The organism is Spiribacter sp. 1M189, assembly GCF_040838345.1.
GTDB classification, from domain to species: Bacteria; Pseudomonadota; Gammaproteobacteria; order Nitrococcales; family Nitrococcaceae; genus Spiribacter; species Spiribacter insolitus.
Genome location: NZ_JBAKFF010000001.1, coordinates 162,678 through 185,776 on the forward strand (window position 1 = coordinate 162,678; position 23,099 = coordinate 185,776).

At 67.3% G+C, this 23,099-nt stretch carries 20 protein-coding genes and 1 other RNA gene; 20 read left to right on the forward strand and 1 reads right to left on the reverse strand.

Features of this window, described 5'->3' with window-relative positions; all coding sequences use genetic code 11:
* Positions 1–52 precede the first annotated feature (52 nt).
* The 19 genes from rsmI (at position 53) to lpxC (ending at position 19,841) form a co-directional block, all read left to right on the forward strand.
* Complete coding sequence (gene rsmI, locus V6X30_RS00870) at positions 53–877, forward strand: 16S rRNA (cytidine(1402)-2'-O)-methyltransferase (protein WP_367984507.1); 825 nt, start codon at positions 53–55, stop codon at positions 875–877.
* 43 nt (positions 878–920) lie between these two features.
* An RNA gene (gene rnpB, locus V6X30_RS00875) (RNase P RNA component class A) lies at positions 921–1,275 on the forward strand.
* Positions 1,276–1,511: 236 nt separating this feature from the next.
* Positions 1,512–1,964, forward strand: coding sequence for a division/cell wall cluster transcriptional repressor MraZ (mraZ, locus tag V6X30_RS00880; RefSeq protein ID WP_367965993.1), 453 nt, complete (start codon positions 1,512–1,514; stop codon positions 1,962–1,964).
* 12 nt (positions 1,965–1,976) lie between these two features.
* Complete coding sequence (gene rsmH / locus V6X30_RS00885; RefSeq protein WP_408022347.1) at positions 1,977–2,915, forward strand: 16S rRNA (cytosine(1402)-N(4))-methyltransferase RsmH; 939 nt, start codon at positions 1,977–1,979, stop codon at positions 2,913–2,915.
* Positions 2,912–3,202 carry a cell division protein FtsL gene (ftsL, locus tag V6X30_RS00890; RefSeq protein WP_367982751.1) on the forward strand — a complete coding sequence of 97 codons (291 nt, stop codon included), beginning with the start codon at positions 2,912–2,914 and terminating at the stop codon, positions 3,200–3,202. The genes rsmH and ftsL overlap by 4 nt, the downstream gene beginning before the upstream one ends.
* Positions 3,199–4,923: a peptidoglycan D,D-transpeptidase FtsI family protein gene (locus V6X30_RS00895; RefSeq protein ID WP_367982752.1), complete on the forward strand. Its 1,725-nt coding sequence runs from the start codon at positions 3,199–3,201 to the stop codon at positions 4,921–4,923. The genes ftsL and V6X30_RS00895 overlap by 4 nt, the downstream gene beginning before the upstream one ends.
* Positions 4,920–6,413 carry a UDP-N-acetylmuramoyl-L-alanyl-D-glutamate--2,6-diaminopimelate ligase gene (locus V6X30_RS00900; RefSeq protein WP_367982753.1) on the forward strand — a complete coding sequence of 498 codons (1,494 nt, stop codon included), beginning with the start codon at positions 4,920–4,922 and terminating at the stop codon, positions 6,411–6,413. Before V6X30_RS00895 ends, V6X30_RS00900 begins: the two co-directional genes overlap by 4 nt.
* On the forward strand, positions 6,413–7,774 hold the full coding sequence (locus V6X30_RS00905; RefSeq protein ID WP_367982754.1) for a UDP-N-acetylmuramoyl-tripeptide--D-alanyl-D-alanine ligase: 1,362 nt from the start codon (positions 6,413–6,415) through the stop codon (positions 7,772–7,774). The genes V6X30_RS00900 and V6X30_RS00905 overlap by 1 nt, the downstream gene beginning before the upstream one ends.
* A complete protein-coding gene (gene mraY, locus V6X30_RS00910) occupies positions 7,765–8,847 on the forward strand; it encodes a phospho-N-acetylmuramoyl-pentapeptide-transferase (RefSeq protein WP_367982755.1) in 1,083 nt (360 codons plus the stop codon). The genes V6X30_RS00905 and mraY overlap by 10 nt, the downstream gene beginning before the upstream one ends.
* Before the next feature lie 14 nt (positions 8,848–8,861).
* A complete protein-coding gene (murD, locus tag V6X30_RS00915; protein WP_367982756.1) occupies positions 8,862–10,208 on the forward strand; it encodes a UDP-N-acetylmuramoyl-L-alanine--D-glutamate ligase in 1,347 nt (448 codons plus the stop codon).
* The gene (gene ftsW, locus V6X30_RS00920) at positions 10,201–11,400 is read left to right on the forward strand and encodes a putative lipid II flippase FtsW (RefSeq protein ID WP_367982757.1); all 1,200 of its coding nucleotides are present in this window, start codon (positions 10,201–10,203) and stop codon (positions 11,398–11,400) included. Before murD ends, ftsW begins: the two co-directional genes overlap by 8 nt.
* On the forward strand, positions 11,397–12,470 hold the full coding sequence (gene murG / locus V6X30_RS00925; protein WP_367982758.1) for an undecaprenyldiphospho-muramoylpentapeptide beta-N-acetylglucosaminyltransferase: 1,074 nt from the start codon (positions 11,397–11,399) through the stop codon (positions 12,468–12,470). Before ftsW ends, murG begins: the two co-directional genes overlap by 4 nt.
* The gene (gene murC, locus V6X30_RS00930) at positions 12,467–13,900 is read left to right on the forward strand and encodes a UDP-N-acetylmuramate--L-alanine ligase (protein WP_367982759.1); all 1,434 of its coding nucleotides are present in this window, start codon (positions 12,467–12,469) and stop codon (positions 13,898–13,900) included. The genes murG and murC overlap by 4 nt, the downstream gene beginning before the upstream one ends.
* Complete coding sequence (murB, locus tag V6X30_RS00935; RefSeq protein ID WP_367982760.1) at positions 13,897–14,793, forward strand: UDP-N-acetylmuramate dehydrogenase; 897 nt, start codon at positions 13,897–13,899, stop codon at positions 14,791–14,793. The genes murC and murB overlap by 4 nt, the downstream gene beginning before the upstream one ends.
* Positions 14,783–15,724 carry a D-alanine--D-alanine ligase gene (locus V6X30_RS00940; protein WP_367982761.1) on the forward strand — a complete coding sequence of 314 codons (942 nt, stop codon included), beginning with the start codon at positions 14,783–14,785 and terminating at the stop codon, positions 15,722–15,724. Before murB ends, V6X30_RS00940 begins: the two co-directional genes overlap by 11 nt.
* Positions 15,721–16,431, forward strand: a complete 711-nt coding sequence (locus V6X30_RS00945; protein ID WP_367982762.1) for a cell division protein FtsQ/DivIB — start codon at positions 15,721–15,723, stop codon at positions 16,429–16,431. Before V6X30_RS00940 ends, V6X30_RS00945 begins: the two co-directional genes overlap by 4 nt.
* 4 nt (positions 16,432–16,435) lie before the next feature.
* Positions 16,436–17,677 (forward strand): cell division protein FtsA, encoded by a 1,242-nt coding sequence (gene ftsA / locus V6X30_RS00950; protein WP_367982763.1) that lies wholly within the window; start codon positions 16,436–16,438, stop codon positions 17,675–17,677.
* A gap of 22 nt (positions 17,678–17,699) precedes the next feature.
* The gene (gene ftsZ / locus V6X30_RS00955; protein ID WP_367982764.1) at positions 17,700–18,845 is read left to right on the forward strand and encodes a cell division protein FtsZ; all 1,146 of its coding nucleotides are present in this window, start codon (positions 17,700–17,702) and stop codon (positions 18,843–18,845) included.
* 81 nt (positions 18,846–18,926) lie between these two features.
* Complete coding sequence (gene lpxC / locus V6X30_RS00960) at positions 18,927–19,841, forward strand: UDP-3-O-acyl-N-acetylglucosamine deacetylase (protein ID WP_367982765.1); 915 nt, start codon at positions 18,927–18,929, stop codon at positions 19,839–19,841.
* Between the two features lies 1 nt (position 19,842).
* Here lpxC and V6X30_RS00965 read toward each other — a convergent pair whose 3' ends face one another.
* Positions 19,843–20,292: a DciA family protein gene (locus tag V6X30_RS00965; protein ID WP_367982766.1), complete on the reverse strand. Its 450-nt coding sequence runs from the start codon at positions 20,290–20,292 to the stop codon at positions 19,843–19,845.
* A 71-nt stretch (positions 20,293–20,363) separates the two neighbouring features.
* Here V6X30_RS00965 and secA point away from each other — a divergent pair, with 71 nt between their 5' ends.
* Complete coding sequence (secA, locus tag V6X30_RS00970) at positions 20,364–23,093, forward strand: preprotein translocase subunit SecA (protein ID WP_367982767.1); 2,730 nt, start codon at positions 20,364–20,366, stop codon at positions 23,091–23,093.
* The last annotated feature ends 6 nt before the right edge of the window (positions 23,094–23,099 follow it).

Sequence of the window (23,099 nt, forward strand, 5' to 3'; positions counted from 1 at the left end):
GAAGTATCGATTCCGGGGATAAAGCGTGTCAAACGAGTCCGGCCGACTTTTTGTGGTCGCCACGCCCATTGGCAACCTGGGAGACCTGAGCGATCGCGCCCGGGAGGTGCTTGCGACCGTTCATCGAATCGCCGCCGAGGATACCCGCCATAGTGGTCAGCTGCTCAGCCGTCTGGGCATCCGCTGCCCCATGATCAGTCTTCATGAACACAATGAGTCCGACCGGGTGGGGCGGATTCTCGCCTGTCTGGAGGCCGGCGAGTCGATCGCCCTGATCAGCGACGCGGGGACCCCGCTGATCAGTGATCCCGGTTATCGATTTGTGCGCGCCGCCCGCCAGGCCGGCTTCGAAGTGCTTGCCGTGCCCGGGCCGAGCAGTGTGGTCGCGGCGCTGTCGGTGGCCGGTCTGCCGACCGACCGCTTCTTCTTCGAGGGGTTTCTGCCGTCCCGGTCCGCCGCCCGGCGCCGGCGCCTCGAGGCCCTGGCCAGTCAGCCGCACACGCTGGTGTTCCTGGAGGCTGGTCGACGGGTTGCCGCGGCACTTGATGATCTCGCCCGCATTCTCGGTTCGGAGCGGGAAGGAGCGGTTTGTCGGGAGCTCACCAAGCGGTTCGAGACCACTCGAACGGGTCGGCTGGCGGAACTGGCGGAATGGGTCCGAGCGGATGTCGCCCAGGTGCGCGGTGAGTTCGTCATCCTGGTGGGGCCCGATTCGGAGGAGCGCGCACCGGCCTCTGCCAGTGTCCCCGACGCCGCGACCCTGCTGCGGATGCTCCGGGCCGAGGGGCTCGGTGCAAAGGCCGCGGCGCGGGTGACGGCGCGCATCACGGGTGAGTCCGCCAATGCACTCTACGATCGGGCCGTGCAGGAAGGCTGAGGCTGGGCGCCCGCGGGTGGTCGAAGTGTTATCATTCATAGCGGAAGCCGGCCGGACAGTCGCTGCGTCCCCGGACGTGGAGGAAAGTCCGGGCTCCATAGGGCAGGGTGCCAGGTAACCCCTGGGCGGCGTGAGCCGACGGAAAGTGCCGCAGAAAACGAACCGCCGATGGCTGTCTCCGGACGGCACAGGTAAGGGTGAAAAGGTGCGGTAAGAGCGCACCGCGCGGGTGGCAACACCTCGCGGCAGGGTAAACCCCACCCGGAGCAAGACCGAATAGGGGGGCGAAAGCGCGGCCCGCGCCAGCTCCCGGGTAGGTCGCTCGAGTTGCACGGCGACGTGCATCCCAGATGAATGGCTGTCTTCGACAGAACCCGGCTTACAGGCCGGCTTCCACCCTTTCTATTTGATGCGAATTCTCGCATTTCTCCCTAACCCAATGTTTTGAAAACCGATTTATCGGGGCTTTTTGGGCATCCCTCGAATTCCGGGCGAGGCTTCGTAAGTTCCTGTCGTAATGGAAAAAATTCCGCTTCCACTGGGTTGACGGGTGGAGTGCTGCTGTCTAGAGTGTGGCCATAAGTGGGGAAAAGTGGTGAAAAATGGTTGCCACGGGTGAGTCAGGGGGAATCTAGTGTTTCGTGGTGTCACCCACATCAATCTCGACGCGAAAGGGCGAATCGCCTTCCCGAGCCGCTATCGCGAGCGGCTGTCGGGTCTTTGCGACGGGAATCTGGTGGTGACCGTGGACCGCGACCATTGCCTGCTTGTCTACCCGCTGCCGGAGTGGGAGCACATCGAGCAGAAGCTCGTCCGCCTACCCAGCCTCAACCCCACGGCGCGTCGTCTCCAGCGACTGCTCATCGGCCATGCCACCGAATGCCAGCTGGATGGCAATGGACGCATCCTCCTGCCGGGGCCTCTGCGCGAGTTCGCCGCGCTGGAGAAGCGCACCGTTCTGATTGGCCAAGGCAACAAGTTCGAGCTCTGGGACGAAGACATCTGGACCCGTCGCCGTGACGAGTGGCTTGAGGAAGCGGCCGCGGCCGAGGATCTGCCCGGCGATCTCGAATCGCTTTCATTGTAGGGAGTGCTGGGTTTGCGCGATTCCACGGGACATCAGGCGGTGATGCGGGATCAGGCCGTTGCGGCATTGGTCCCGCACGCGGGAGGCGTCTACGTGGATGGCACCTATGGCCGTGGCGGGCACGCCATGGCGCTGATCTCCGAGCTGGACAGCAGCGCCTGCATCTGGCTGGTGGATCGCGACCCATCGGCCATCGCCCTCGCCCGAGAGCGCCACGGTGACGATCCGCGCTGCCATATCCTGCAGGCCAATTTCGCCACGCTCGGCGAGCATCTCCGCAGGGCGGGTCTGGCTGGTCGGGTGGCCGGCATCCTGCTCGATCTAGGCGTTTCTTCCCCGCAGCTGGATGAGGCCGGCCGAGGCTTCAGCTTTCTGCGCGAGGGACCGCTCGACATGCGGATGGATAACGCAGTGGGTGAGACCGCGGCGGAATGGCTGCAGCGGGTGGATTTCGCCACGCTATTCCGTGTCCTGAAGGAATACGGCGAAGAGCGATACGCCCGTCGGATCGCTGCCGCCATCTGCGCTGCCCGTGATGCCGGCGATCTCCCGGCGACCACCACCGGGCTGGCCGAGTTGATCGCTGATGCCGTGCCGCGTTCCGAGCCTGGCCGTCATCCGGCGACGCGGAGTTTTCAGGCGATCCGCATTCACCTCAATGATGAGCTCGGCTCGCTGGAGCGGCTGCTGGACGATGTCTGTGAGCTGCTTGGCCCCCACGGCCGGTTGGTCGTCATCAGCTTCCACTCCCTGGAGGATCGCCGGGTCAAGCGCTTCATCAACCGGCGCAGTCAGGTCGGGGACCTACCGCCCGGAGCCGGCGTGGTACCCCCCGAGAAGCGCCCGACGCTGCGCCGGGTCGGCCGGGCACGCCAGGCCTCGAGCGAGGAAGTCAATGCCAACCCACGGGCTCGGAGCGCTACGATGCGGGTCGCGGAGCGTCTGCCATGAGTCGCCAGGGGCTGCTGGTGGCTCTGCTGGCGCTGGCAGTGATGGGGTCGGCGATCGCTGTGGTCGAGGTCAAGCATCAGAGCCGCAGCCTGTTCCTGACCCTCGAATCCCTGCGCGATTCACGTGATGACTTGAATACGGCATGGAGTCGGCTCCGCCTCGAGCAGGGGGCGCTTGCCATGCACTCTCGGGTGGAGCGGATCGCGCGCGATTCCATCGGGCTGCATCAACCCTCGCCGGAGACCACGACCATGCTGCGGCTCGATATCGGGGAGGCTCGGCGATGAGCCGTCGACCCGAGTCCGTCGATACGCCGCCGGCCTGGCGTCGGGGCGTGGTGTTGATCCTGCTGCTGGCGTTGCCGCTGATCCTGATGGGACGGGCGGTGTCATTGCAGTTGCTGGAGGGCGACTTCCTGCAGGGGCAGGGCGATCAGCGGCATCTGCGGGTGGAGTCGCTGCCCGCCCACCGGGGCACAATCCACGATCGGCATGGTGAGCCGCTGGCGATCAGTGCGCCGGTGGACTCGGTCTGGGCGGACCCCGGGGTCACGCTGGCCGAGGCGGATGCGGCACAACTACGCGCCCTTGCCGGGCAGCTGGGTCTGGATCCCGCCACCCTGCGTGCTGACCTCGAGGCCCGTCGCTCCCGGGAGTTCTTCTATCTGCGCCGCCACGTCGACCCGGCCCTCGCGGACAACGTGATGTCGCTGGGAGTCCCTGGTGTGGCGCTGCAGCGGGAATACCGCCGCTTCTATCCCGCCGGCGAGGTCACGGGTCATGTGCTGGGGTTCACCGATATCGATGATCGCGGTCAGGAGGGGCTGGAGCTTGCCTACGATGACTGGCTCTCGGGTGAGTCCGGCGCCAAGCGTGTCCTGCGGGACCGTCTCGGTCGCAATATCGAGGATGTCGAACGCCTGCGCGAGCCGGCGCCGGGACGCGATCTGCATCTGACCATCGACAAGCGCCTCCAGTACATCGCCTATCGCGAGCTGAAGGCGGCCGTGGAGCGCAATGACGCGCTGGGCGGGTCGCTCGTGCTGCTCGATGTGACCACCGGCGATATCCTCGCCATGGTCAATCAGCCGTCATTCAACCCCAATCGGCGGCAGGACATCACCGGCGGGCGTTATCGCAACCGCGCCGTGACCGATATCTACGAGCCGGGTTCGGTCATGAAACCCTTCACCGTGCTGGCCGCGCTGCGCAGTGACCGCTACACGCCGGATACGCCAGTGGAGACGGAGCCGGGTGTAATGCGCGTGGGGGCACACACCGTGCGGGATGTCCGCAACTTCGGTGAGCTCACGGTGACTGGCGTGTTGCGCAAATCGAGCAATGTCGGCGCCGCCCGGATCGCGCTTGATCTGGAAGTCGGCCGGGTCTGGCGGGTGTTCAACGAGATGGGCCTGGGCCGGCCGACCGGCGTCGCGTTCCCCGGCGAAGCGGCCGGCTTTGTCTCTGCGATGCCCTCGGAGCGGCCGGTGGAGCGGGCAACGCTCGCGTTCGGCTACGGACTGTCGGTGACCAACCTGCAGCTCGCCCGTGCCTACGCGGCCATCGCCGCCGACGGCATGCTGCCGTCCCCCGGCTTGATCGCCGATGGGGGTCGACAGTCCGCGGCACGCGTGATGTCAGCCGAGCGGGCGCGGCAGCTGCGTGAGATGTTGACCGAGGTGACCCGCAGTGGCGGCACGGCGACGCAGGCCGCCATTCCCGGCTACCAGGTGGCCGGTAAGACCGGCACCAGTCGCAAGGCGGTCGCGGGGGGGTATGCCGAGGGCCGTTACATCTCGACCTTCGCGGGGATGGCGCCTGCCAGTGATCCTCGGTTCGTGGCCGTGATCACCATTGATGAGCCGCAGGGCGAGGATTATTACGCCGGGCCGGTGGCAGGCCCGGTGTTTCGCGCCGTGGTCGGCGATGCGCTGCGGCTTTACAACGTCACGCCCGATGCTCCCGTGGACGAAGAGGGCGTGACCGTTGCCCAGGGGGTGCAGCCATGACCGGCCCATGGGACGCTGAGCGGCTGCTCGCCCCCTGGCTGGTGGATCCGCGGCTGGCGGCGTTGCCGATCTCCGGCATGACGCTGGACTCCCGCGAGGTCCGGCCCGGATCGGTCTTCCTGGCGCTGGCGGGAGGTCGCCATCACGGGCTGGAGTTCCTGGATCAGGCGCTGGCCGCCGGGGCCGCCGTGGTGGTCTGGGAGCCGGATGGGGGGCAGGATGCGGCCGCCGTGGCGGCCCGTTGTGCCGCGAGCGGCGCCGTCGACCTGCCCCGGGCCGGTCTCAGTGCGCTGGTCAGTGCCATGGCGGCACGGTTTTATGGCGATCCCGGCCGGGCGCTGCGGGTGATCGCGGTCACGGGCACGGACGGCAAGACATCGGTGGCGGATTACACTGCCCAGCTGCTGCAGGCCCTGGAAGGGGATAGCGCGGTGATGGGCACGCTGGGCTGGGGGCGTCTGGATCAGCTGCAGCCCACGCGGCATACCACCTCCGACGCAGTGACCATCCAGGCGCGGCTGGCCGCTCTTCGCGATGCCGGTGTGCGCTCGGTGGCGATGGAAGTTTCCTCGCACGCGCTGGTCCAGCACCGAGTGGATGCCGTGCCATTCGATGTCGCCGTCCTGACCCATGTCGGGCGCGATCACCTGGACTACCACGGGAGTATCGAGGCGTACCGCGCAGCCAAGCGCCGGCTTTTCGCCTGGCCCGGGCTGCAGCGTCAGGTGCTCAACCTGGATGACATCGTGGGCCGTGATCTGGCCGCTCGACCTCTGGGGGATGCCGAGGTGCTGAGCTACGCTGATGTCCACCCGGCGGATCTGAAGCTCACCGGCATTGCGCCGCGATCCGATGGGCTGGCGCTGACGATCCTCCACAAAGGCCATCGGCATGCCCTGACACTGCCCCTGTTCGGCGTTTTCAACGCCCTCAACGCGCTGGCCGCGCTGGGGGCGATACTGGACGACCAGTTGATGGCGCCTGCCCTTGAGGCGGCTGCGCACCTGCGGCCGGTGCCGGGGCGCATGGAGCGCTTCGTGGCGACTGGTGCGCCGCTCGCCGTGGTCGACTATGCCCACAACGCCGGCGCGCTGGAAGCCGCCCTGAATGCGCTGCGGCCGCATGTCACGGGTCGGCTCTGGTGTGTCTTCGGCTGTGGCGGGGATCGCGACAGCGGCAAGCGTCCGCTGATGGGTGAAGTCGCGGGACGCCTCGCCGATCGGGTCGTTCTCACCAGCGACAATCCGCGTAATGAGGCGCCCGAGTCAATCATCGATGCCATCCGCCGCGGTGTGCCGGCGCAGACCGACTGCCGCACCGTCACCGACCGGGGTGAGGCCATTGCCATGGCGCTTGCCGAGGCGGCCCCGGAGGACGGGGTCCTGGTGGCGGGCAAGGGACATGAGACCGATCAGGTGATCGGCGCGATCGCGCATCCCTTCAGTGATCGCGATCGGGTTCGTCAATCGCTGCAGCGGAGGGCGGGCTGATGCGCGCCATGCGGCTGAAATCCCTGGCCGTTGAATTCGGCGGCGAAGTGCGTGGGTCCGATGCCACGGTGACAGGTGTCGCCCTGGATTCGCGCCGGTTGCAGCCGGGGGATCTGTTCATTGCGCTGCCCGGCGCCCAGAGGGACGGGCATGAGTTTGTCGAAGCCGCCGCCGCTGCCGGTGCAAGCGCGGCCATGGTGACGCGTTTCGTCGATGCGGAGCTGCCCCAATGGCAGGTCAATGACCCCCGCCGGGCGCTGATCGAGCTCGCCTGTCGTGCCCGATCGGAGAGCGCCGCCGGCGTCGTGGGTGTGACCGGAAGTAATGGCAAGACCACGGTCAAGTCAATGCTCACCGCCATTCTTGCGCGGATGGGCTCAACCTGCGCCACCGAAGGCAACCTGAACAATGAGCTCGGCGTGCCGCTCACCCTCTGTCGTATCGAGCCCTCTGATCGCTATGCCGTGGTGGAGATGGGTTGCGGCAAGCCCGGCGACATCGGTCTGCTCGCGAGCTGGGCACGCCCCGGGGTGGGTCTGGTGACCAACGCGGGCCCCGCGCATCTGGGCGGCTTCGGTACCGTGGAGGCGGTGGCCCGGTGCAAGGGCGAGCTCTTCCAGGCGCTGCCGGACAGCGGTTACGCCATCATTAATGCCGACGATCCGCACGCCGCGCTCTGGGAGCAGAAGGCCTCCCACTGCCACATCGAGCGGTTCAGCCTTGCGGGCAATCCCGCCGAGGTAAGCGGCGAAATCCTTGTGGATGGCCGCCTGAAGATTCGCTTCTCCGACCATGAGCTTGTCGTTTCGGTGCCCCTGCCGGGCCGACATAACCGGGTCAACGCGCTGGCTGCCGCCACCGCGGCGCGCGCCGCGGGCGCGGATTTCGGCGCCATTGCCGCGGGTCTTGCCGAGGTGGCGCCGGTCGCCGGGCGACTGCAGTGCCTGCCGGGACCGAACGGCAGCCAGCTCATCGATGATAGCTACAACGCCAACCCGGCCTCCCTGGCCGCCGCCATGGAAACGCTATGCGCTGACCCAGGGCCGGTCTGGCTGGCGCTCGGCGATATGGCAGAGCTCGGTGACAGCGCCCGCCGTCTGCACGCCGAGGCCGGTGAGCGCGCGCGCGCACTGGGCATCAGCCGGCTGTTCGCCGCCGGGGAGCTGAGTGCCGACGCCGTGGAGGGTTTCGGTGACGGCGGCGAGTGGTTTGAGGATCAGGCGGCGCTGATCGAAGCGCTGGCCAGGAACCTGACGCCGGGCGTCAGGGTGCTGGTCAAGGGCTCCCGCTCGGCGGCCATGGATCGGGTGGTCGCCGCCCTCCGCGAGGCTGAAGCGACGGAGACGTCGACATGCTGTTGATGCTCGCCGAACAGCTGCAGGGGGTCTACAGCGGCTTTAACGTATTCCAGTACCTGACCTTCCGGGCCATTCTCGGCACCCTCACGGCACTGGGGATCGGCTTGCTGGTGGGACCCTGGCTGATTCGCCGCCTCGAGCAATACCAGGTGGGACAGCAGGTACGCGCCGAGGGGCCGGTCAGCCATTACTCCAAGGCCGGCACCCCCACCATGGGCGGAGCGCTCATGCTGGTCGGCATCGCCCTGGCCACGCTGCTCTGGGGCGATCTCGCCAATCGGCATGTCTGGCTGGTGCTGCTGACCACGCTGGCGTTCGGGCTGATCGGCGGTACCGACGACTGGCTCAAGCTGACGCGCGGCAGCAGCGAGGGGCTGCGGGCCCGGACCAAGTTCCTGCTGCAGAGCATCGTCGCGCTCATCGCCGGCGGTATCCTTTTTGCCACGGCGACCGTGCCTGTGCAGACCGCCCTGATCGTCCCTCTGCTCAAGGACGTCGCTATTCCGCTGGGTATATTGATCGTGCCGCTCACCTGGCTGGTGGTGGTGGGGGCCTCCAACGCCGTCAATCTCACCGACGGCCTGGACGGCCTGGCGATCATGCCCACCGTGCTCGTCGGCGGCGCGCTGGGGGTTTTTGCCTATGCCAGCGGCAACGTGAATTTCGCCGAGTATCTCGGTATCCCCTACGTCGCCGGCGTTGGCGAGCTGGTGGTATTCGCCGGGGGGCTGGTGGGTGCCGGACTCGCCTTTCTCTGGTTCAACACCTATCCGGCCCAGGTGTTCATGGGCGATGTCGGTTCACTGGCGCTGGGTGCCGCGCTGGGGATGGTCGCCATGGTGGTTCGCCAGGAGATCGTGCTTTTCATCATGGGCGGCGTGTTCGTGGCGGAGACGGTCTCGGTCATGCTCCAGGTGTTTTGGTACAAGCGCACCGGCCGGCGCATCTTCCGTATGGCGCCCCTGCATCACCATTTCGAACTCAAGGGCTGGCCGGAACCCCGCGTGATCGTGCGGTTCTGGATCATTTCCGTGGTTCTGGTCCTGGTCGGCCTGGCAACGCTGAAGCTTCGATGATGGGTGAGCCGGTCATGAAACGCGCAACCGAACTCGACGCCGTGGTGCTCGGGCTGGGCGAGTCGGGGTTTGCCAGCGCCTGCCATCTGCTGGCGGCCGGGCGGCGCGTCGCCGTCATCGATACACGGGAGCAGCCACCCCGAGCGGCCGAGTTGCGCGATCGACATCCGGAGATCCACTTGCATACCGGCGGCTTCGATGACGCCCTGATTGCCCGTGCCGCAGAGGTGGTGATCAGTCCCGGCCTGGATCCTCGCCATGCGGGGATTCGCGAGGCAAAACGTCGCGGTCAGCCCGTCATCGGCGAGATCGAATTGTTCGCCCGCTCGGTCAATGCGCCGGTCATGGCGATTACCGGTTCCAATGGCAAGAGCACGGTGACCCGGATGCTGGCGGCCATGGCCCGTGCGGCCGGGGTGGACGCGATGGCCGGCGGCAATCTCGGTCCGCCGGCGCTGACCCTGCTTGAGAACCGGCCGGATGCGGAGGTTTTCATCCTCGAGCTCTCCAGCTTTCAGCTCGAGTCGACCGTTTCCCTGAGGCCGCAGGTGGCGACGGTGCTCAACCTCAGTCCGGATCACCTCGATCGCTACGACGGTATGACGGACTATGCCGCTGCCAAGGCGCGCATCCTCCAGGGTGCCGGCCATGCGGTGCTCAATGCCGATGACGACTGGGTGCGGGGCATGGCCGATGATGCGACGCCGGTGTCCTGGTTCAGCGCCCGGGGCGCGTCCGGTGCCGCCCGGTGGCGGCTCGGGACTGTCGATGGCGTCGACTGGTTGATGTATGACGACCAGCCTTTGCTGAGGCAGCGGGATCTATCGGTCGTGGGCCGACACAACGCACTGAACGCGCTGGCGGCGCTGGCCATGGGAGAGGCGGCCGGCTGGCCGTTGCAGCCCATGTGTCGGGCGCTGGAGACCTTCCAGTCATTGCCGCATCGGGGCGAACGGCTCGGTGTGCACCGTGACAGGCTCTGGGTCAACGACTCCAAGGCCACCAATGCGGCCTCGGCGGCCGCCGCCGTTGCCGGCATGGAGCAGCCGGTGGTACTGCTTGCCGGCGGCGACGCCAAGGGTCAGTCCTTCGAGGTGCTGGCGGCCGCACTGGCAGACCGTGGCCGGGCCGCTGTGGTGTACGGTCGGGATGCGGATGCGCTGGCGCGATCCCTGGCGTCATCGCTGCCGGTGGAATGCGTTGATGATCTGGAAGCAGCGGTCGAGGCGGCGGAACGGCGCTCGCAACCCGGCGACGTGGTTCTGCTCTCGCCGGCCTGCGCCAGCCTGGATCAGTACACCGACTACCGCGCCCGCGGTGAACACTTCCGTGCCTTGGTGGAGGCGTTGGCCGATGAGTGAGGCAGCGCTCCATCCCCGCCTCGAGGCACTGCTCGGCTACCGTGACGCGGTGGCGGCGGATGTCGATCGCCCGCTGCTGATGACGATCATCGCCATTGTGGCGCTCGGGCTGGTGATGATGGCGTCGGCCTCCGTGGGCGTCGCCGAGCAGAACGGCGGCGGATCGATGCACTATCTGCAGCGGCAGCTGTTATTCCTCGCGCCGGCCGTGGCGGCCTTTGCCATTGGCCTGCGGTTATCACTGGAAACCCTCGAGAGCCTGGCCGGGCCCCTCCTGCTGTTCGGCCTGTTCCTGCTGGTTCTCGTCCTGGTCCCGGGGGTGGGGCGCGAGGCGAACGGCGCGGTGCGCTGGATTCCCCTCGGGCCGGTCAATGTACAGGCCTCCGAGGTGGCACGACTCTTCCTGCTGGTCTATTTCGCGGCCTTCCTGCAGCGCCACGGTGGAACGCTGCGGACGTCGGCGGCACCGCTGCTACCGGGTCTGTTGGTGCTCGGAGCCGCCGCGGTGCTACTGCTCGCCCAACCGGATTTCGGCGCCCTGGCGGTCCTCGTGACCACCATCGGAGGGCTTTTCTTCATTGCCGGTATGCCGTTGCTGTTGTTCCTGGGCCTTGTCGCCGTCGCGGGCATCTCAGGGGCACTACTGATCTTTTCCTCTCCTTATCGGCTGGAGCGCCTGACGGCCTTCCGCGATCCCTGGGCCGATCCCTTCGACAGCGGTTTCCAGCTCACGCAGTCGCTGATTGCCGTCGGCCGGGGCGAGTGGTTCGGCGTTGGTCTGGGCAACAGCGTCCAGAAGCTTTTCTATCTGCCGGAGGCGCACACCGATTTCCTCTTCGCCGTGCTGGCGGAGGAGCTGGGTCTGGTGGGGATGACGGTGGTGATCGGACTCTATGCGTTCCTGGTGTGGCGGGCCTGTCGCATCGGCGCGACCAGTCTGCGGGCGGGCCGGCATTTCGGTGGACTGCTGGCCTACGGCATTGGGATCGGCCTGGGTCTGCAGGCCTTCGTCAACATGGGCGTCAACCTGGGCTTGCTGCCGACCAAGGGACTCACCCTGCCGCTGATGAGCTATGGCGGCAGCAGTCTTGTGATGAGTGCCGCGGCCCTGGGCATTTTGATGCGCGTTGACCTGGAATGCCGGCGGGCCGTTCGCTCGGCGAGCGCGCGGCGGCCGAGGAGGGCGGCATGAGTGCCCGGCCCGTGCTGATCATCGCCGGGGGCACCGGCGGACATGTGTTCCCGGCACTGGCTGTGGCGCAGGTGCTCACCGGGCGATCCGTGCCGGTGGTCTGGCTGGGTACGCCGAATGGGCTTGAGGCCCGGGTGGTGCCCGCCGCGGGTCTGCCGCTGGAGACCGTGAGTGTTCGGGGTCTGCGGGGCAATGGGTTGATCGGCTGGCTGAAGGCCCCCTGGATGGTGGGGCGGGCAATAGTTCAGGCCCTCGGCGTCATCCGTCGCCACCAACCGCGGGTAGTGCTCGGCATGGGTGGCTATGTCGCCGGTCCCGGCGGCGTGGCGGCGCGCCTGCGGCGGTTGCCCCTGGTCATCCACGAGCAGAACGCCATCGCCGGCCTCACCAATCGTCTGCTTTCGCGCCTGGCAACGCGGGTCCTCACCGGGCTCGATGCGGCATTTGCGCAGGGTGTTGACGCGGAGTTCACCGGCAACCCCGTTCGCACGGAGATCGCCGATCGCTCCGCCATCGATAGCGCCGATCATGGCGGCGCGCTGCGTCTGCTGGTGATCGGCGGCAGTCTGGGCGCGCTGAGTCTCAACCGCGCCGTACCGCAGGCGATCGCGGCTCTGCCCGAAGCGGAGCGTCCCGATATTCGGCATCAGGCCGGTCAGAGTACGCTCGATATCGCCCGCGGCGCCTACGCCGACGCCGGCGTGGAGGCACGGATCGATCCGTTCATCGACGACATGGCCGAGGCCTATCGCTGGTGCGATCTGGTGGTCTGTCGTGCCGGTGCCCTGACCGTCTCGGAGCTGGCCGCAGCGGGTGTGCCGGCGATCCTGGTGCCCTTCCCCCATGCGGTGGATGACCACCAGACGGCCAATGCACGGTTCCTGGTGAATGCCGGCGCGGCGCGCATGATCGCCGACCGCGACCTCACCCCGGACAGCCTGGCCGCCTTACTCTCGGAACTGCTCGGCGACCGCGACCGGCTCCGAACCATGAGTGCCGCGGCACACCAGGTCGGGCGCCCGGCGGCCGCCGAGCGCGTCGCGGATATCTGCATGGAGGTGGCGGCATGAATTCCGTCATCAGCAGCACGGCCGGCGGCCCGGGCGCCATGGGCCAGGTGCGGCGCCTCCACTTTGTGGGCATCGGTGGGGCCGGCATGGGCGGGATCGCCGAGGTGCTGCTCAACCTCGGTTATCGGGTGACCGGCTCGGATCTGCGCGAGAACGCCGTCGTCGCCCACCTTCGCGAGCTGGGTGCCACGGTTTATGTCGGCCACGACGCCGGTCATGTCCACGGGGTGGACGCCGTGGTGACCTCCAGTGCCGTTACCGAGGACAACCCCGAGGTCATCGCCGCCCGAACCCTGCGTCTGCCGGTGGTGCCCCGTGCCGAGATGCTGGCCGAGCTCATGCGCTTCCGCTTCGGGATCGCGGTGGCCGGCACCCATGGCAAGACCACCACCACCAGCCTGGTGGCCAGTATCCTTGCCGAGGCCGGCCTCGATCCGACCTTCGTCATCGGTGGCCGTCTGAACAGCGCCGCCAGTCATGCGCGGCTGGGGACCGGCCGCTACCTGGTTGCCGAGGCCGACGAGAGCGACGCCTCGTTCCTCTATCTCAATCCGATGCTGGCGGTGGTCACCAATATCGACGCCGATCACCTCGGCACCTACGGCGGTGATTTCGCGCAGCTGCGCGCCACCTTCGTCGAGTTTCTGCATCATCTGCCGTTCTACGGCCTCGCCGTGCTCTGCGATGAGGATCAGGAACTGCGGGCCCTGGCGGCGGAGCTGGGGCGTCCGGTGCGGACCTATGGCTTCTCGGAGTCCGCCGATCTGCGGGCGACGGACGTCCGGGCCGATGCCGGGCGCAGCCACTTCATGGTGCATGCGGCCGGGTTCGAACCACTGCCAGTCACGCTCAACCTGCCGGGCCGCCACAACGTGCTCAATGCGCTGGGCGCCATCGCCGTGGCCCGCGCCCTGGATGTGCCGGATGCCGCCATTCGCGACGCCCTGGGCGGGTTCTCCGGTATCGGCCGCCGCTTCCAGCAGCTCGGTGCCCTTACCCTATCCGACGGGGGTGAGGCGCTGCTGATGGATGACTACGCGCATCATCCCCGGGAGATTGAGGCCGTTACCGAGGCGCTCCGCGCCAACTGGCCGGATCGTCGTCTGGTGGTGGTTTTTCAGCCGCACCGCTACAGCCGGACGCGGGATCTGTTCGAGGACTTTGCGCGGGTGCTCGGCGAGGCCGATGTCCTGGTGGTGACCGAGGTCTACGGCGCCGGTGAGGCGCCGATCTCCGGTGCCGATGCACGCAGTCTGTGCCGGGCCATTCGGCTGCGGGGCCAGACCGATCCGATATTCGTTGCCGGACTCGATGAGCTGATGGATCTCCTGCCCGGCATCCTCCGGTCGGATGATGTCGTCATCACCCTCGGTGCCGGCAGCATCGGCGGCGCACTGCCGCGCCTGCTCGCAGAGGAGGGCGCGCCATGACGGCCCTGCGCGGTCAGCTTCGCGAGTCGGTGCCGATGGCCCGCTACACCACCTGGCGGGTCGGCGGCCCGGCCGAGCGCCTCTATGAGCCCGCGGACGCCGATGATCTGGGCGCCTTCCTCGCCAGTGACCAGGCGGCGGAGCCGCTTTTCTGGCTGGGGCTCGGCAGCAACCTCCTGGTCCGGGACGGTGGGCTGCGCGGTTCGGTCATCCGGCTGCATCGCGGTCTGGCATCGCTACAGGACCTGGGCGACGGCCGGGTGCATGCCGATGCCGGTGTGCCCTGCGCCAAACTGGCCCGCTGGTGCGGCCGGCGAGGTTATGCCGGGGCGGAATTCTTTGCCGGCATCCCCGGCACGGTGGGCGGTGCGCTGGCCATGAATGCCGGTGCCTGGGGCGGAGAGACGTGGGCTCGGGTGGAGTCCGTATCGACTGTCGATCGTCAGGGGCTGACGCACCGTCGCCTGCCCGGGGAATTCGAGGTGAGCTACCGCCATGTCCGCGGACAGGCGGATGAATGGTTCACGTCGGCGACCTTCCGGTTCCAGCCGGGTGGCGATCCCGATGTGCTGAAGGCGCGGGTGCGATCGCTTCTGGTCGAGCGTGCCGAAACACAGCCCACGGGCATGGCCAGCGGCGGATCGGTTTTCCGCAATCCGCCGGGGGATCATGCTGCGCGGCTCATCGAGGCCGCCGGACTGAAGGGGCATCGATTGGGCGGTGCCTGGGTCTCGGAGAAACATGCCAACTTTATCGTCCACGGCGGTGAGGCCCGTGCGGCGGATATCGAATCCCTCATTCACTTTGTTCAGTCCCGGGTCGAGGCGCTTCACGGCGTTGTCCTCGAGCCCGAGGTTCGGGTTGTTGGGGAGGCGCCTGGCGATGCGCATTGAAGGCAATCCCGCGCCCGTCGACCTGGGCCGGGTAGCAGTGCTGATGGGCGGACAATCCGCCGAACGCGAGATCTCGCTCGCTAGCGGAGGCGAGTGCCTTGCTGCGCTACAGGCCCGTGGCGTGGCAGCGGAGGCCTTCGACCCGGCAGAGCGCCCGGTGGCGGCGCTGGGCGACTACGACCGGGCCTTCATCGCCCTGCACGGCCCGGGGGGTGAGGACGGTGTGATCCAGGGTGCGCTCGAGGCCATGGGCGTGCCCTATACCGGCAGCGGCGTGCTCGGCTCGGCGCTGGGCATGGACAAGTGGCGTAGCAAGTGGATCTGGCAGGGGATGGGTCTGCCGACCCCGGCGTTCCGGGTGCTGCGCCCGGGGGATGATCCCGGCGCGGTGATCGATGCGCTCGGCCTGCCGCTCTTCGTCAAGCCGCTGGGAGAGGGCTCGAGCGTGGGGACCGCCCGCGTCGAGCGGGCCGACGATCTGTCGGCAGCCGCTGAAGCGGCGAGGGCCTACGGCGATGCCGTCCTGGTGGAGCGCTGCATCGAGGGCCCCGAATACACGGTGGCATTGCTGGAGAGCGAGATTCTGCCGGCGATTCGGATCGAGGTCGGCGAGACCTTCTATGACTTCAACGCCAAGTATCGCTCGGATGCCACCCGCATGGTGATTCCCTGCGGGTTGCCGGCGGATGCCGAAGCGGCCATGGGCGCGCTCGTGCGGCAGGCCTTCGGGGCGATCGGTGCCAGTGGCTGGGGACGGGTCGATCTGATGGCGGACGCCGCGGGCCGTTTCTGGCTGCTCGAGGTCAACACGATTCCCGGGATGACCGATCACTCCCTGGTCCCGGCCGCCGCACGGGCGCGCGGGATCGATAGGGAGGAGCTGGTCTGGCGCATCCTGCTGACGAGCTGGAGGCGTGGTGAGGGACGGTGAGTACCGGATTCAGGCAAGGCACGCGGTTGCTGATATTGCTGGGGCTGGGCCTCGCGCTGATGGCCGGTGGCTCTCTGGCGCTGGAGCGCGGTCCCGAACTGCGACTGCTGCCGCTGGAGCGCGTCGGCTTCGATGGCGAACTGGCGCATGTGCGCGAGGCGGATCTGCGGCGGGTGCTGCAGGGGCATCTGAAGGGCGGGCTGCTGGGCGTGGATGTCTCCGCCGTTCGGGCCGCGGTGGAGTCCCTGCCCTGGGTGGCGACGGCCACCGTGCGGCGGGTCTGGCCGGATGCCCTGCGCATCACCGTCGACGAGCAGGAGCCCGTCGCCCGCTGGGGCGGAGTCGCGCTCATGAATGGTCAGGCCGGGGTGTTCCGGCCACGGCAGTTGCCGGCGGCGTCACTACCGGCGTTATCCGGTCCGCCGGGCAGTGCGGCACGTGTGCTGGCGCGCTATCAGCAGCTGCATGCACTGCTCGAGCCGCTGCCGCTGGAGCCGGTAGGCCTCGCCTTGGACGAGCGCCGCGCCTGGACGCTGACGCTGGCGGATGGCGGCCAGATCCGGCTTGGCCGAGAGTCGGTGGAGTCACGCCTGGCTCGGCTGGTGGCGGCCTGGCCGCGCATCCCCGGCGCGGCGGACAGACAACTGGCGCTGGCGGATCTGCGCTATCCCAATGGATTTGCCCTGCGCTGGCAGGACGAGGACTGAATCAATGACACGCAAACAGGAACGCAATCTGCTCGTTGGTCTCGATATCGGCACCTCCAAGGTCGTCGCCATCGTCGGCGAAATGCAGGCTGATGGTGACGTGGAGGTCATCGGTATCGGCTCGCATGCCTCCCGGGGGCTGAAAAAGGGCGTGGTGGTGAATATCGAATCCACCGTGCAGTCCATCCAGCGCGCGGTGGAGGAGGCCGAGCTCATGGCCGGTTGCCAGATCCACTCGGTCTACGTGGGTATCGCCGGCAGTCATGTGCGCTCGCTCAACTCCCACGGCATCGTCGCGATCAAGGACAAGGAAGTGACCCGCAGCGATCTCGATCGTGTGCTGGATGCGGCGCGAGCGGTGGCGATTCCCGCCGACCAGGAGATCCTCCACACCCTGCCACAGGAGTACATCATCGACAGCCAGGAGGGGGTGCGCGAGCCGGTGGGCATGTCCGGTGTCCGTCTGGAGGCCAAGGTGCACATGGTCACCGGTGCGGTGAGTGCGGCCCAGAACATCGTCAAGTGCATCCGCCGCTGCGGCCTCGAGGTCGACGACATCATCCTCGAGCAGCTTGCCTCCAGCCACGCGGTGCTGACCGAGGACGAGAAGGAGCTGGGTGTCTGCCTGGTGGACATCGGGGGCGGGACCACCGACATGGCGGTCTTTACCGATGGCGCCATCCGCCATACGGCGGTGATTCCCATCGCGGGCGACCAGGTCACCAACGATATCGCCGTGGCCCTGCGCACGCCAACGCAGCATGCCGAAGACATCAAGATGCGGTACGCCTGCGCACTATCCCAGCTGGCCACCAGCGACGAGACAATCGAAGTGCCGTCGGTGGGCGACCGACCACCGCGCCGCCTCTCGCGCCAGACCCTGGCCGAGGTGGTCGAGCCGCGCTACGAGGAGCTGATGACGCTGGTCCAGGCCGAGCTGCGACGCAGTGGCTTCGAAGATCTGATTGCCGCCGGGGTCGTCCTGACCGGTGGCAGCTCGAAGATGGAAGGCGCGGTGGATCTGGCCGAGGAGGTGTTCCACACCCCGGTGAGACTGGGGCTGCCGCAGCACATGACCGGACTGACCGATGTCGTCCGCAATCCGATTTATGCCACCGGGGTGGGCCTGCTGCATTGCGGCTGGCAGCACCGCGGTGAATCGCGTCCGGAACTATCGACCTCGGGAGGCAATGGCTTCTCGGCGGTCTGGGGCCGGATGAAAGACTGGTTCAAGGGAAATTTCTGATTCATCGACGGAGGGTGACGCAATGTTTGAACTAATGGATGCCTACAACCAAAACGCGGTGATCAAGGTAATCGGCGTTGGCGGCGGTGGCGGTAACGCCGTGCAGCACATGGTCTCGGCCGACGTCGACGGGGTCGATTTCATCTGCGCCAATACCGATGCTCAGGCGCTGCGCAACAGCTCGGCGCGGACGACGCTGCAGCTCGGCCAGGGAATCACCAAGGGCCTGGGTGCCGGGGCGAATCCCCAGGTGGGCCGTGAGGCGGCCGAGGATGACCGCGAGCGTATCGCCGAGGTGCTGGAAGGCGCGGATATGGTGTTCATCACCGCCGGTATGGGCGGTGGAACGGGCACCGGCGCAGCGCCGGTGGTGGCGCAGATCGCTCGTGAGCTGGGTGTGCTGACCGTGGCCGTGGTCACCAAGCCCTTCCCGTTCGAGGGCAACAAGCGCATGACCGTGGCCGACGACGGTATCCGCGAGCTGGAGCGCGAGGTCGACTCGCTGATCACGATCCCCAATGAAAAACTGCTCTCGGTGCTGGGCAAGGAGCTGACACTGCTGAACGCCTTCAAGTCGGCGAATGACGTTCTGCTGGGAGCAGTCAAGGGCATTGCCGAGCTGATCACCCGTCCGGGCCTGATCAACGTCGACTTCGCCGACGTGCGCACCGTGATGTCGGAGATGGGCATGGCGGTCATGGGCTCGGGCGAGGCCAGTGGCGAGGATCGGGCCCGGGAGGCGGCCGAGCGGGCCATCGCCTGCCCGCTGCTGGAGGACGCGAACATCGCCGGTGCCCACGGCATTCTGGTCAACGTCACCGCCGGTCTGGACTTGTCCATTGGCGAGTTCGACGAGGTCGGCAATGCGGTCAAGGAGTTTGCCTCCGACGATGCCACGGTGGTCGTGGGCACGGTGATCGATCCCGAGCTCGAGGGCGAGCTCCGCGTGACCGTGGTCGCCACGGGCCTGGCTCCCACCCAGCAGGCGGCCGAGCCGGCACCCACGCCGCGCCTGGTCAGCCGCAACGCCGCCGGGGAGGTGGACTATGATGCCCTCGAGCGTCCGACCGTCGCCCGCAAGCGCGCCGCGGCCGGGGGTGGCGCCGGCGCCGAAGCCGACATGGAATACCTGGATATCCCGGCGTTCCTGCGGCGGCAGGCGGATTGAGTATGTCGCCGGGTCGCCCGGCGACGTTTCTGATACACTGCCCGGATATTTTCCGGGCGCGCGACCGCGGGACAGCCGAGCATGATTCGACAACGTACGCTGAAGAACAGCATCCGGGCGACGGGTGTAGGCCTCCATACTGGCGAAAAGGTCTACCTGACCCTCCGCCCGGCGCCCGCGAATACCGGGATCCGATTCTGCCGGGTGGATCTCGACCCCGTTGTTGAAATCGCCGCGCATCCGCAGAACGTCGGCGACACCGTGCTCTCCACCTGTCTCAGCCGCGATGGCGTGCGGGTCGCCACCGTGGAGCATCTGCTCTCGGCGATGGCGGGGCTGGGGATCGACAACGCCTATGTCGATCTATCGGCGCCGGAAGTGCCCATCATGGACGGCAGTGCCGGCCCGTTCGTGTTTCTCATCCGCTCGGCGGGGACGCTGGAGCAGGAGGCGCCGAAGCGTTTCGTGCGCATCGTCCGTCCCCTCAGCATCGAGGATCCGGACGGCAAGCGGGTGAGTTTCGAGCCCTATGAAGGGTTCAAGGTGAGCTACACGCTGGAATTTGATCACCCGGTGTTCAAGGCAGGGGAGCGCACGGCCGAGGTCGATTTCTCCTCCACCTCCTTCGTCAAGGAAGTCAGTCGGGCGCGGACCTTCGGTTTCATGCGCGATATCGAGTACCTGCGCCAGAACAATCTGGCCCTGGGCGGGAGCCTCGACAATGCCATCGTCGTGGACGACTACCGGGTGCTCAACGAGGACGGCCTGCGATACCAGGACGAGTTCGCCAAGCACAAGATCCTCGACGCCATCGGCGATCTCTATCAGCTCAATCGCAGTCTGATCGGCGCCTTTCATGGCTACAAGTCGGGCCACGAGATGAATAATCGACTGCTTCGCAAGCTTTTGCTGGAGCAGGATGCCTGGGAGGAAGTGACCTTCGAGGACGACGAGGTCGCCCCCATCGCCTACGATCAGCCCCTGCCGGTCGCCTGATTCAGCGCCGGCGCCGGGAGGCGAGGCGCCGAAGGGACGCCGCCAGGCGCGGGTTGTCCATCCCCCGCGCCGCCGACTCGAGATGATCGGCGGTTGCCGGGCTCATCGCCTGACCGGCCCTTCGAGGCGGTATCTGCCGCGCGGTGGCCAGCCGTACCTTCAGCTTTTCCGGCCGTTTTCCCATCAGCGCCGCCGCTGCGTCGAGCAGGGCCGCCTGCTGTGCGCGCAGGGGCGTCGACCAGGCCGGACTCTCGGCGGTAATGACAAGGGCCTCGGTGGACAGGGCGGCCACCTGCCAATGGCCGTGCAGGCGTGGCGGCAGGACCGCGTTGAGCTCGCGGGTCGCATCCGCCAGCCAGGCAGTCTGGCGCCGGATCGCGGCGACATCGCCGGCGGATCGCCGCAGGATGCCGTTTAGTCGACCGGGGCCACCGCCCTTGCGCTCGCTCATCGCCCGCTCCTGATTTTCCCGCGACTGATGCGCTATAGTAACGCGTCACTTCAACGGCCCACTGGATCGGCATGCTCAGCGGAATCGCGAAAAAGGTGTTCGGCACGCGCAACGACCGTCTGGTCAAGCGCCTGCGCCGCCAGGTCAGTCGTATTAACGAGCTGGAACCCACAATGCAGGCGCTCGATGACGAGTCGCTGCGGGGCATGACCGAGGCCCTGCGCGAGCGCGCCGTCGGCGGCGAGAGCCTTGATGCGCTGCTGCCCGAGGCCTTCGCCGTGGTGCGCGAGGCCGCCAGCCGCACCCTCGGGCTGCGTCATTTCGACGTCCAGCTCATCGGCGGTATGGTCCTGCACCAGGGGCGCATCGCCGAGATGAAAACCGGTGAGGGCAAGACCCTGGTCGCCACCCTGGCGGCCTATCTCAACGCCCTGACCGGCAAGGGCGTTCATATCGTCACCGTCAACGACTACCTCGCGCGGCGTGATTCGGAGTGGATGGGGCGTCTCTACCGCTTCCTCGGGCTCGAGGTGGGCGTGGTGGTGCCGGGCATGGACGGCGAGACCAAGCGCGCCGCCTACCAGGCCGACATCACCTACGGCACGAACAACGAGTTCGGCTTCGATTATCTGCGTGACAACATGGCCCTGCGCGCCGAGGACCGCATGCAGCGAGGCCGGCATTTCGCCATCGTCGACGAGGTCGACTCCATCCTCATCGACGAGGCGCGCACGCCGCTGATCATCTCCGGCAAGGCGGAGCAGTCCAGCGAGCTTTACACGAGCATGAATCGCATCGTGCCGGCGCTGGAGCAACAGGAAGAGGAAGACGGCCCGGGGGACTACTACCTGGACGAGAAGGCACGCCAGGCCTTCCTCACCGAGTCCGGCCAGGAGCGTGCCGAGGAGCTGCTGCGCGAGGCGGGGCTGCTGGGCGAAGGCGAGAGCCTCTATGACGCCCGCAACATCGCCATGGTGCATCACCTGAATGCTGCGCTGCGTGCCCACACGCTGTTCCAGCGTGACGTCCACTATCTCGTGCGGGACGGCCAGATCGTGATCGTCGACGAGTTCACCGGCCGGGCGATGGCCGGGCGGCGCTGGTCCGAGGGGCTGCATCAGGCGATCGAGGCCAAGGAGGGCGTGGAGATCCAGGCCGAGAACCAGACCCTGGCCTCGATCACCTTCCAGAATTTCTTCCGGCTCTACGACAAGCTCTCCGGCATGACCGGCACCGCCGATACCGAGGCCTACGAATTCCAGCACATCTATGGGCTGGAAGTGGCGGTCATCCCGACCCATCGGCCGATGATCCGGGCCGATCACCACGATCTGGTGTTCCTCAACCAGGATGACAAATACCGCGCGATCACCGAGGACATCGAGGACTGCAACGGCCGCGGCCAGCCGGTGCTGGTGGGTACCACGTCCATCGAGCACTCCGAGCGCATCTCCTCGGCCCTGCGCAAGGCCGGCATTGATCACGAGGTGCTCAACGCCAAGCAGCATGAGCGTGAGGCCGGCATCATCGCGCAGGCCGGCCGCCCCGGGGCGGTCACGATCGCCACCAACATGGCGGGCCGTGGCACCGACATCGTCCTTGGCGGCAATCTCGACGTCGAGCTGGCCGAGCTCGATGACGATGTACCGGCGTCCCGCCGCGATGCGCTGCGGGAAGATTGGCAGCAGCGGCATGACACGGTGATCGAGGCCGGTGGCCTGCATGTGATCGGCACTGAGCGCCACGAGTCGCGCCGCATCGATAACCAGCTGCGTGGCCGTTCCGGCCGCCAGGGCGATCCGGGTTCCACGCGGTTCTTCCTGTCGCTGGATGACAGCCTGCTGCGCATTTTCGCCTCGGATCGCGTCTCCGGCATGATGCAGCGACTGGGCATGCAGGAGGGCGAGGCCATCGAGAGCGGCATGGTCTCGCGGGTGATCGAGAATGCCCAGCGCAAGGTCGAGGCGCATAACTTCGACATGCGCAAGCATCTGCTGGAATTCGACGACGTCGCCAACGACCAGCGCCGCGTCATCTACGCGCAGCGGAACGAGCTGCTGGAGTCGGAGGATATCTCCGGGACCATCGTCGACATGCAGAATGACGTGCTGGCGTGGCTGGTGGACGAGCACATGCCGCCCGGCACCATCGATGACCAGTGGGATATCCCGGCGCTGGAGGAGGCGCTGCACGCCCAGTTCGGCATCGAGGCTCCGGTCCGGCAATGGCTGGAAGCGGACGACGAGCTGGATCGAGAGGGGGTGCTCGAGCGCCTCGAGCAGGCCGTGGCGGCGCACTACGAGGCCAAGGAGGTGGAGGTCGCCGGCATTGGTGTGAACATGCGGGAGGTGGAGAAGAGCTTCCTGCTGCAGGTGATGGACAATCAATGGAAGGAGCACCTGGCGGCCATGGATTTCATGCGTCAGGGCATTGGTCTGCGTGGCATGGCGCAGCGCAACCCCAAGCAGGAGTTCAAGAAGGAAGCCTTCCAGATGTTCCAGGAGATGCTGGAGGGCATCAAACGCGAGACCATCCGCATCCTCTTCAACGTCAACGTCCGCAGCCCCGAGGACGCCCGCGCCGCTGAAGAGCAGCGCGAGGCGGAACGCGCCCGGGCCATGCAGTTCCAGCATGCCGAGACCAATGCCCTGGACGATGGCGGAGATGCCGCGTCGGCCGACGGCGCGAGCGCTGGCGGCGAACGCCAGCCGTTTGTGCGGGGTGAGCGCAAGGTCGGCCGTAACGAGCCCTGCCCGTGCGGCTCGGGCAAGAAGTACAAGCACTGCCACGGCCGGCTCTAGCCGGTC

Coding starts and splice junctions, on each gene's coding strand:
- mraY (WP_367982755.1), top strand. CDS start 7,765: ATGCTGTTGATGCTCGCCGAACAGCTGCAGGGGGTCTACAGCGGCTTT.
- ftsW (WP_367982757.1), top strand. CDS start 10,201: ATGAGTGAGGCAGCGCTCCATCCCCGCCTCGAGGCACTGCTCGGCTAC.
- ftsA (WP_367982763.1), top strand. CDS start 16,436: ATGACACGCAAACAGGAACGCAATCTGCTCGTTGGTCTCGATATCGGC.
- lpxC (WP_367982765.1), top strand. CDS start 18,927: ATGATTCGACAACGTACGCTGAAGAACAGCATCCGGGCGACGGGTGTA.
- V6X30_RS00895 (WP_367982752.1), top strand. CDS start 3,199: ATGAGCCGTCGACCCGAGTCCGTCGATACGCCGCCGGCCTGGCGTCGG.
- murD (WP_367982756.1), top strand. CDS start 8,862: ATGAAACGCGCAACCGAACTCGACGCCGTGGTGCTCGGGCTGGGCGAG.
- murC (WP_367982759.1), top strand. CDS start 12,467: ATGAATTCCGTCATCAGCAGCACGGCCGGCGGCCCGGGCGCCATGGGC.
- V6X30_RS00940 (WP_367982761.1), top strand. CDS start 14,783: ATGCGCATTGAAGGCAATCCCGCGCCCGTCGACCTGGGCCGGGTAGCA.
- secA (WP_367982767.1), top strand. CDS start 20,364: ATGCTCAGCGGAATCGCGAAAAAGGTGTTCGGCACGCGCAACGACCGT.
- ftsL (WP_367982751.1), top strand. CDS start 2,912: ATGAGTCGCCAGGGGCTGCTGGTGGCTCTGCTGGCGCTGGCAGTGATG.
- V6X30_RS00905 (WP_367982754.1), top strand. CDS start 6,413: ATGCGCGCCATGCGGCTGAAATCCCTGGCCGTTGAATTCGGCGGCGAA.
- murB (WP_367982760.1), top strand. CDS start 13,897: ATGACGGCCCTGCGCGGTCAGCTTCGCGAGTCGGTGCCGATGGCCCGC.
- ftsZ (WP_367982764.1), top strand. CDS start 17,700: ATGTTTGAACTAATGGATGCCTACAACCAAAACGCGGTGATCAAGGTA.
- murG (WP_367982758.1), top strand. CDS start 11,397: ATGAGTGCCCGGCCCGTGCTGATCATCGCCGGGGGCACCGGCGGACAT.
- V6X30_RS00900 (WP_367982753.1), top strand. CDS start 4,920: ATGACCGGCCCATGGGACGCTGAGCGGCTGCTCGCCCCCTGGCTGGTG.
- V6X30_RS00965 (WP_367982766.1), bottom strand. CDS start 20,292: ATGAGCGAGCGCAAGGGCGGTGGCCCCGGTCGACTAAACGGCATCCTG.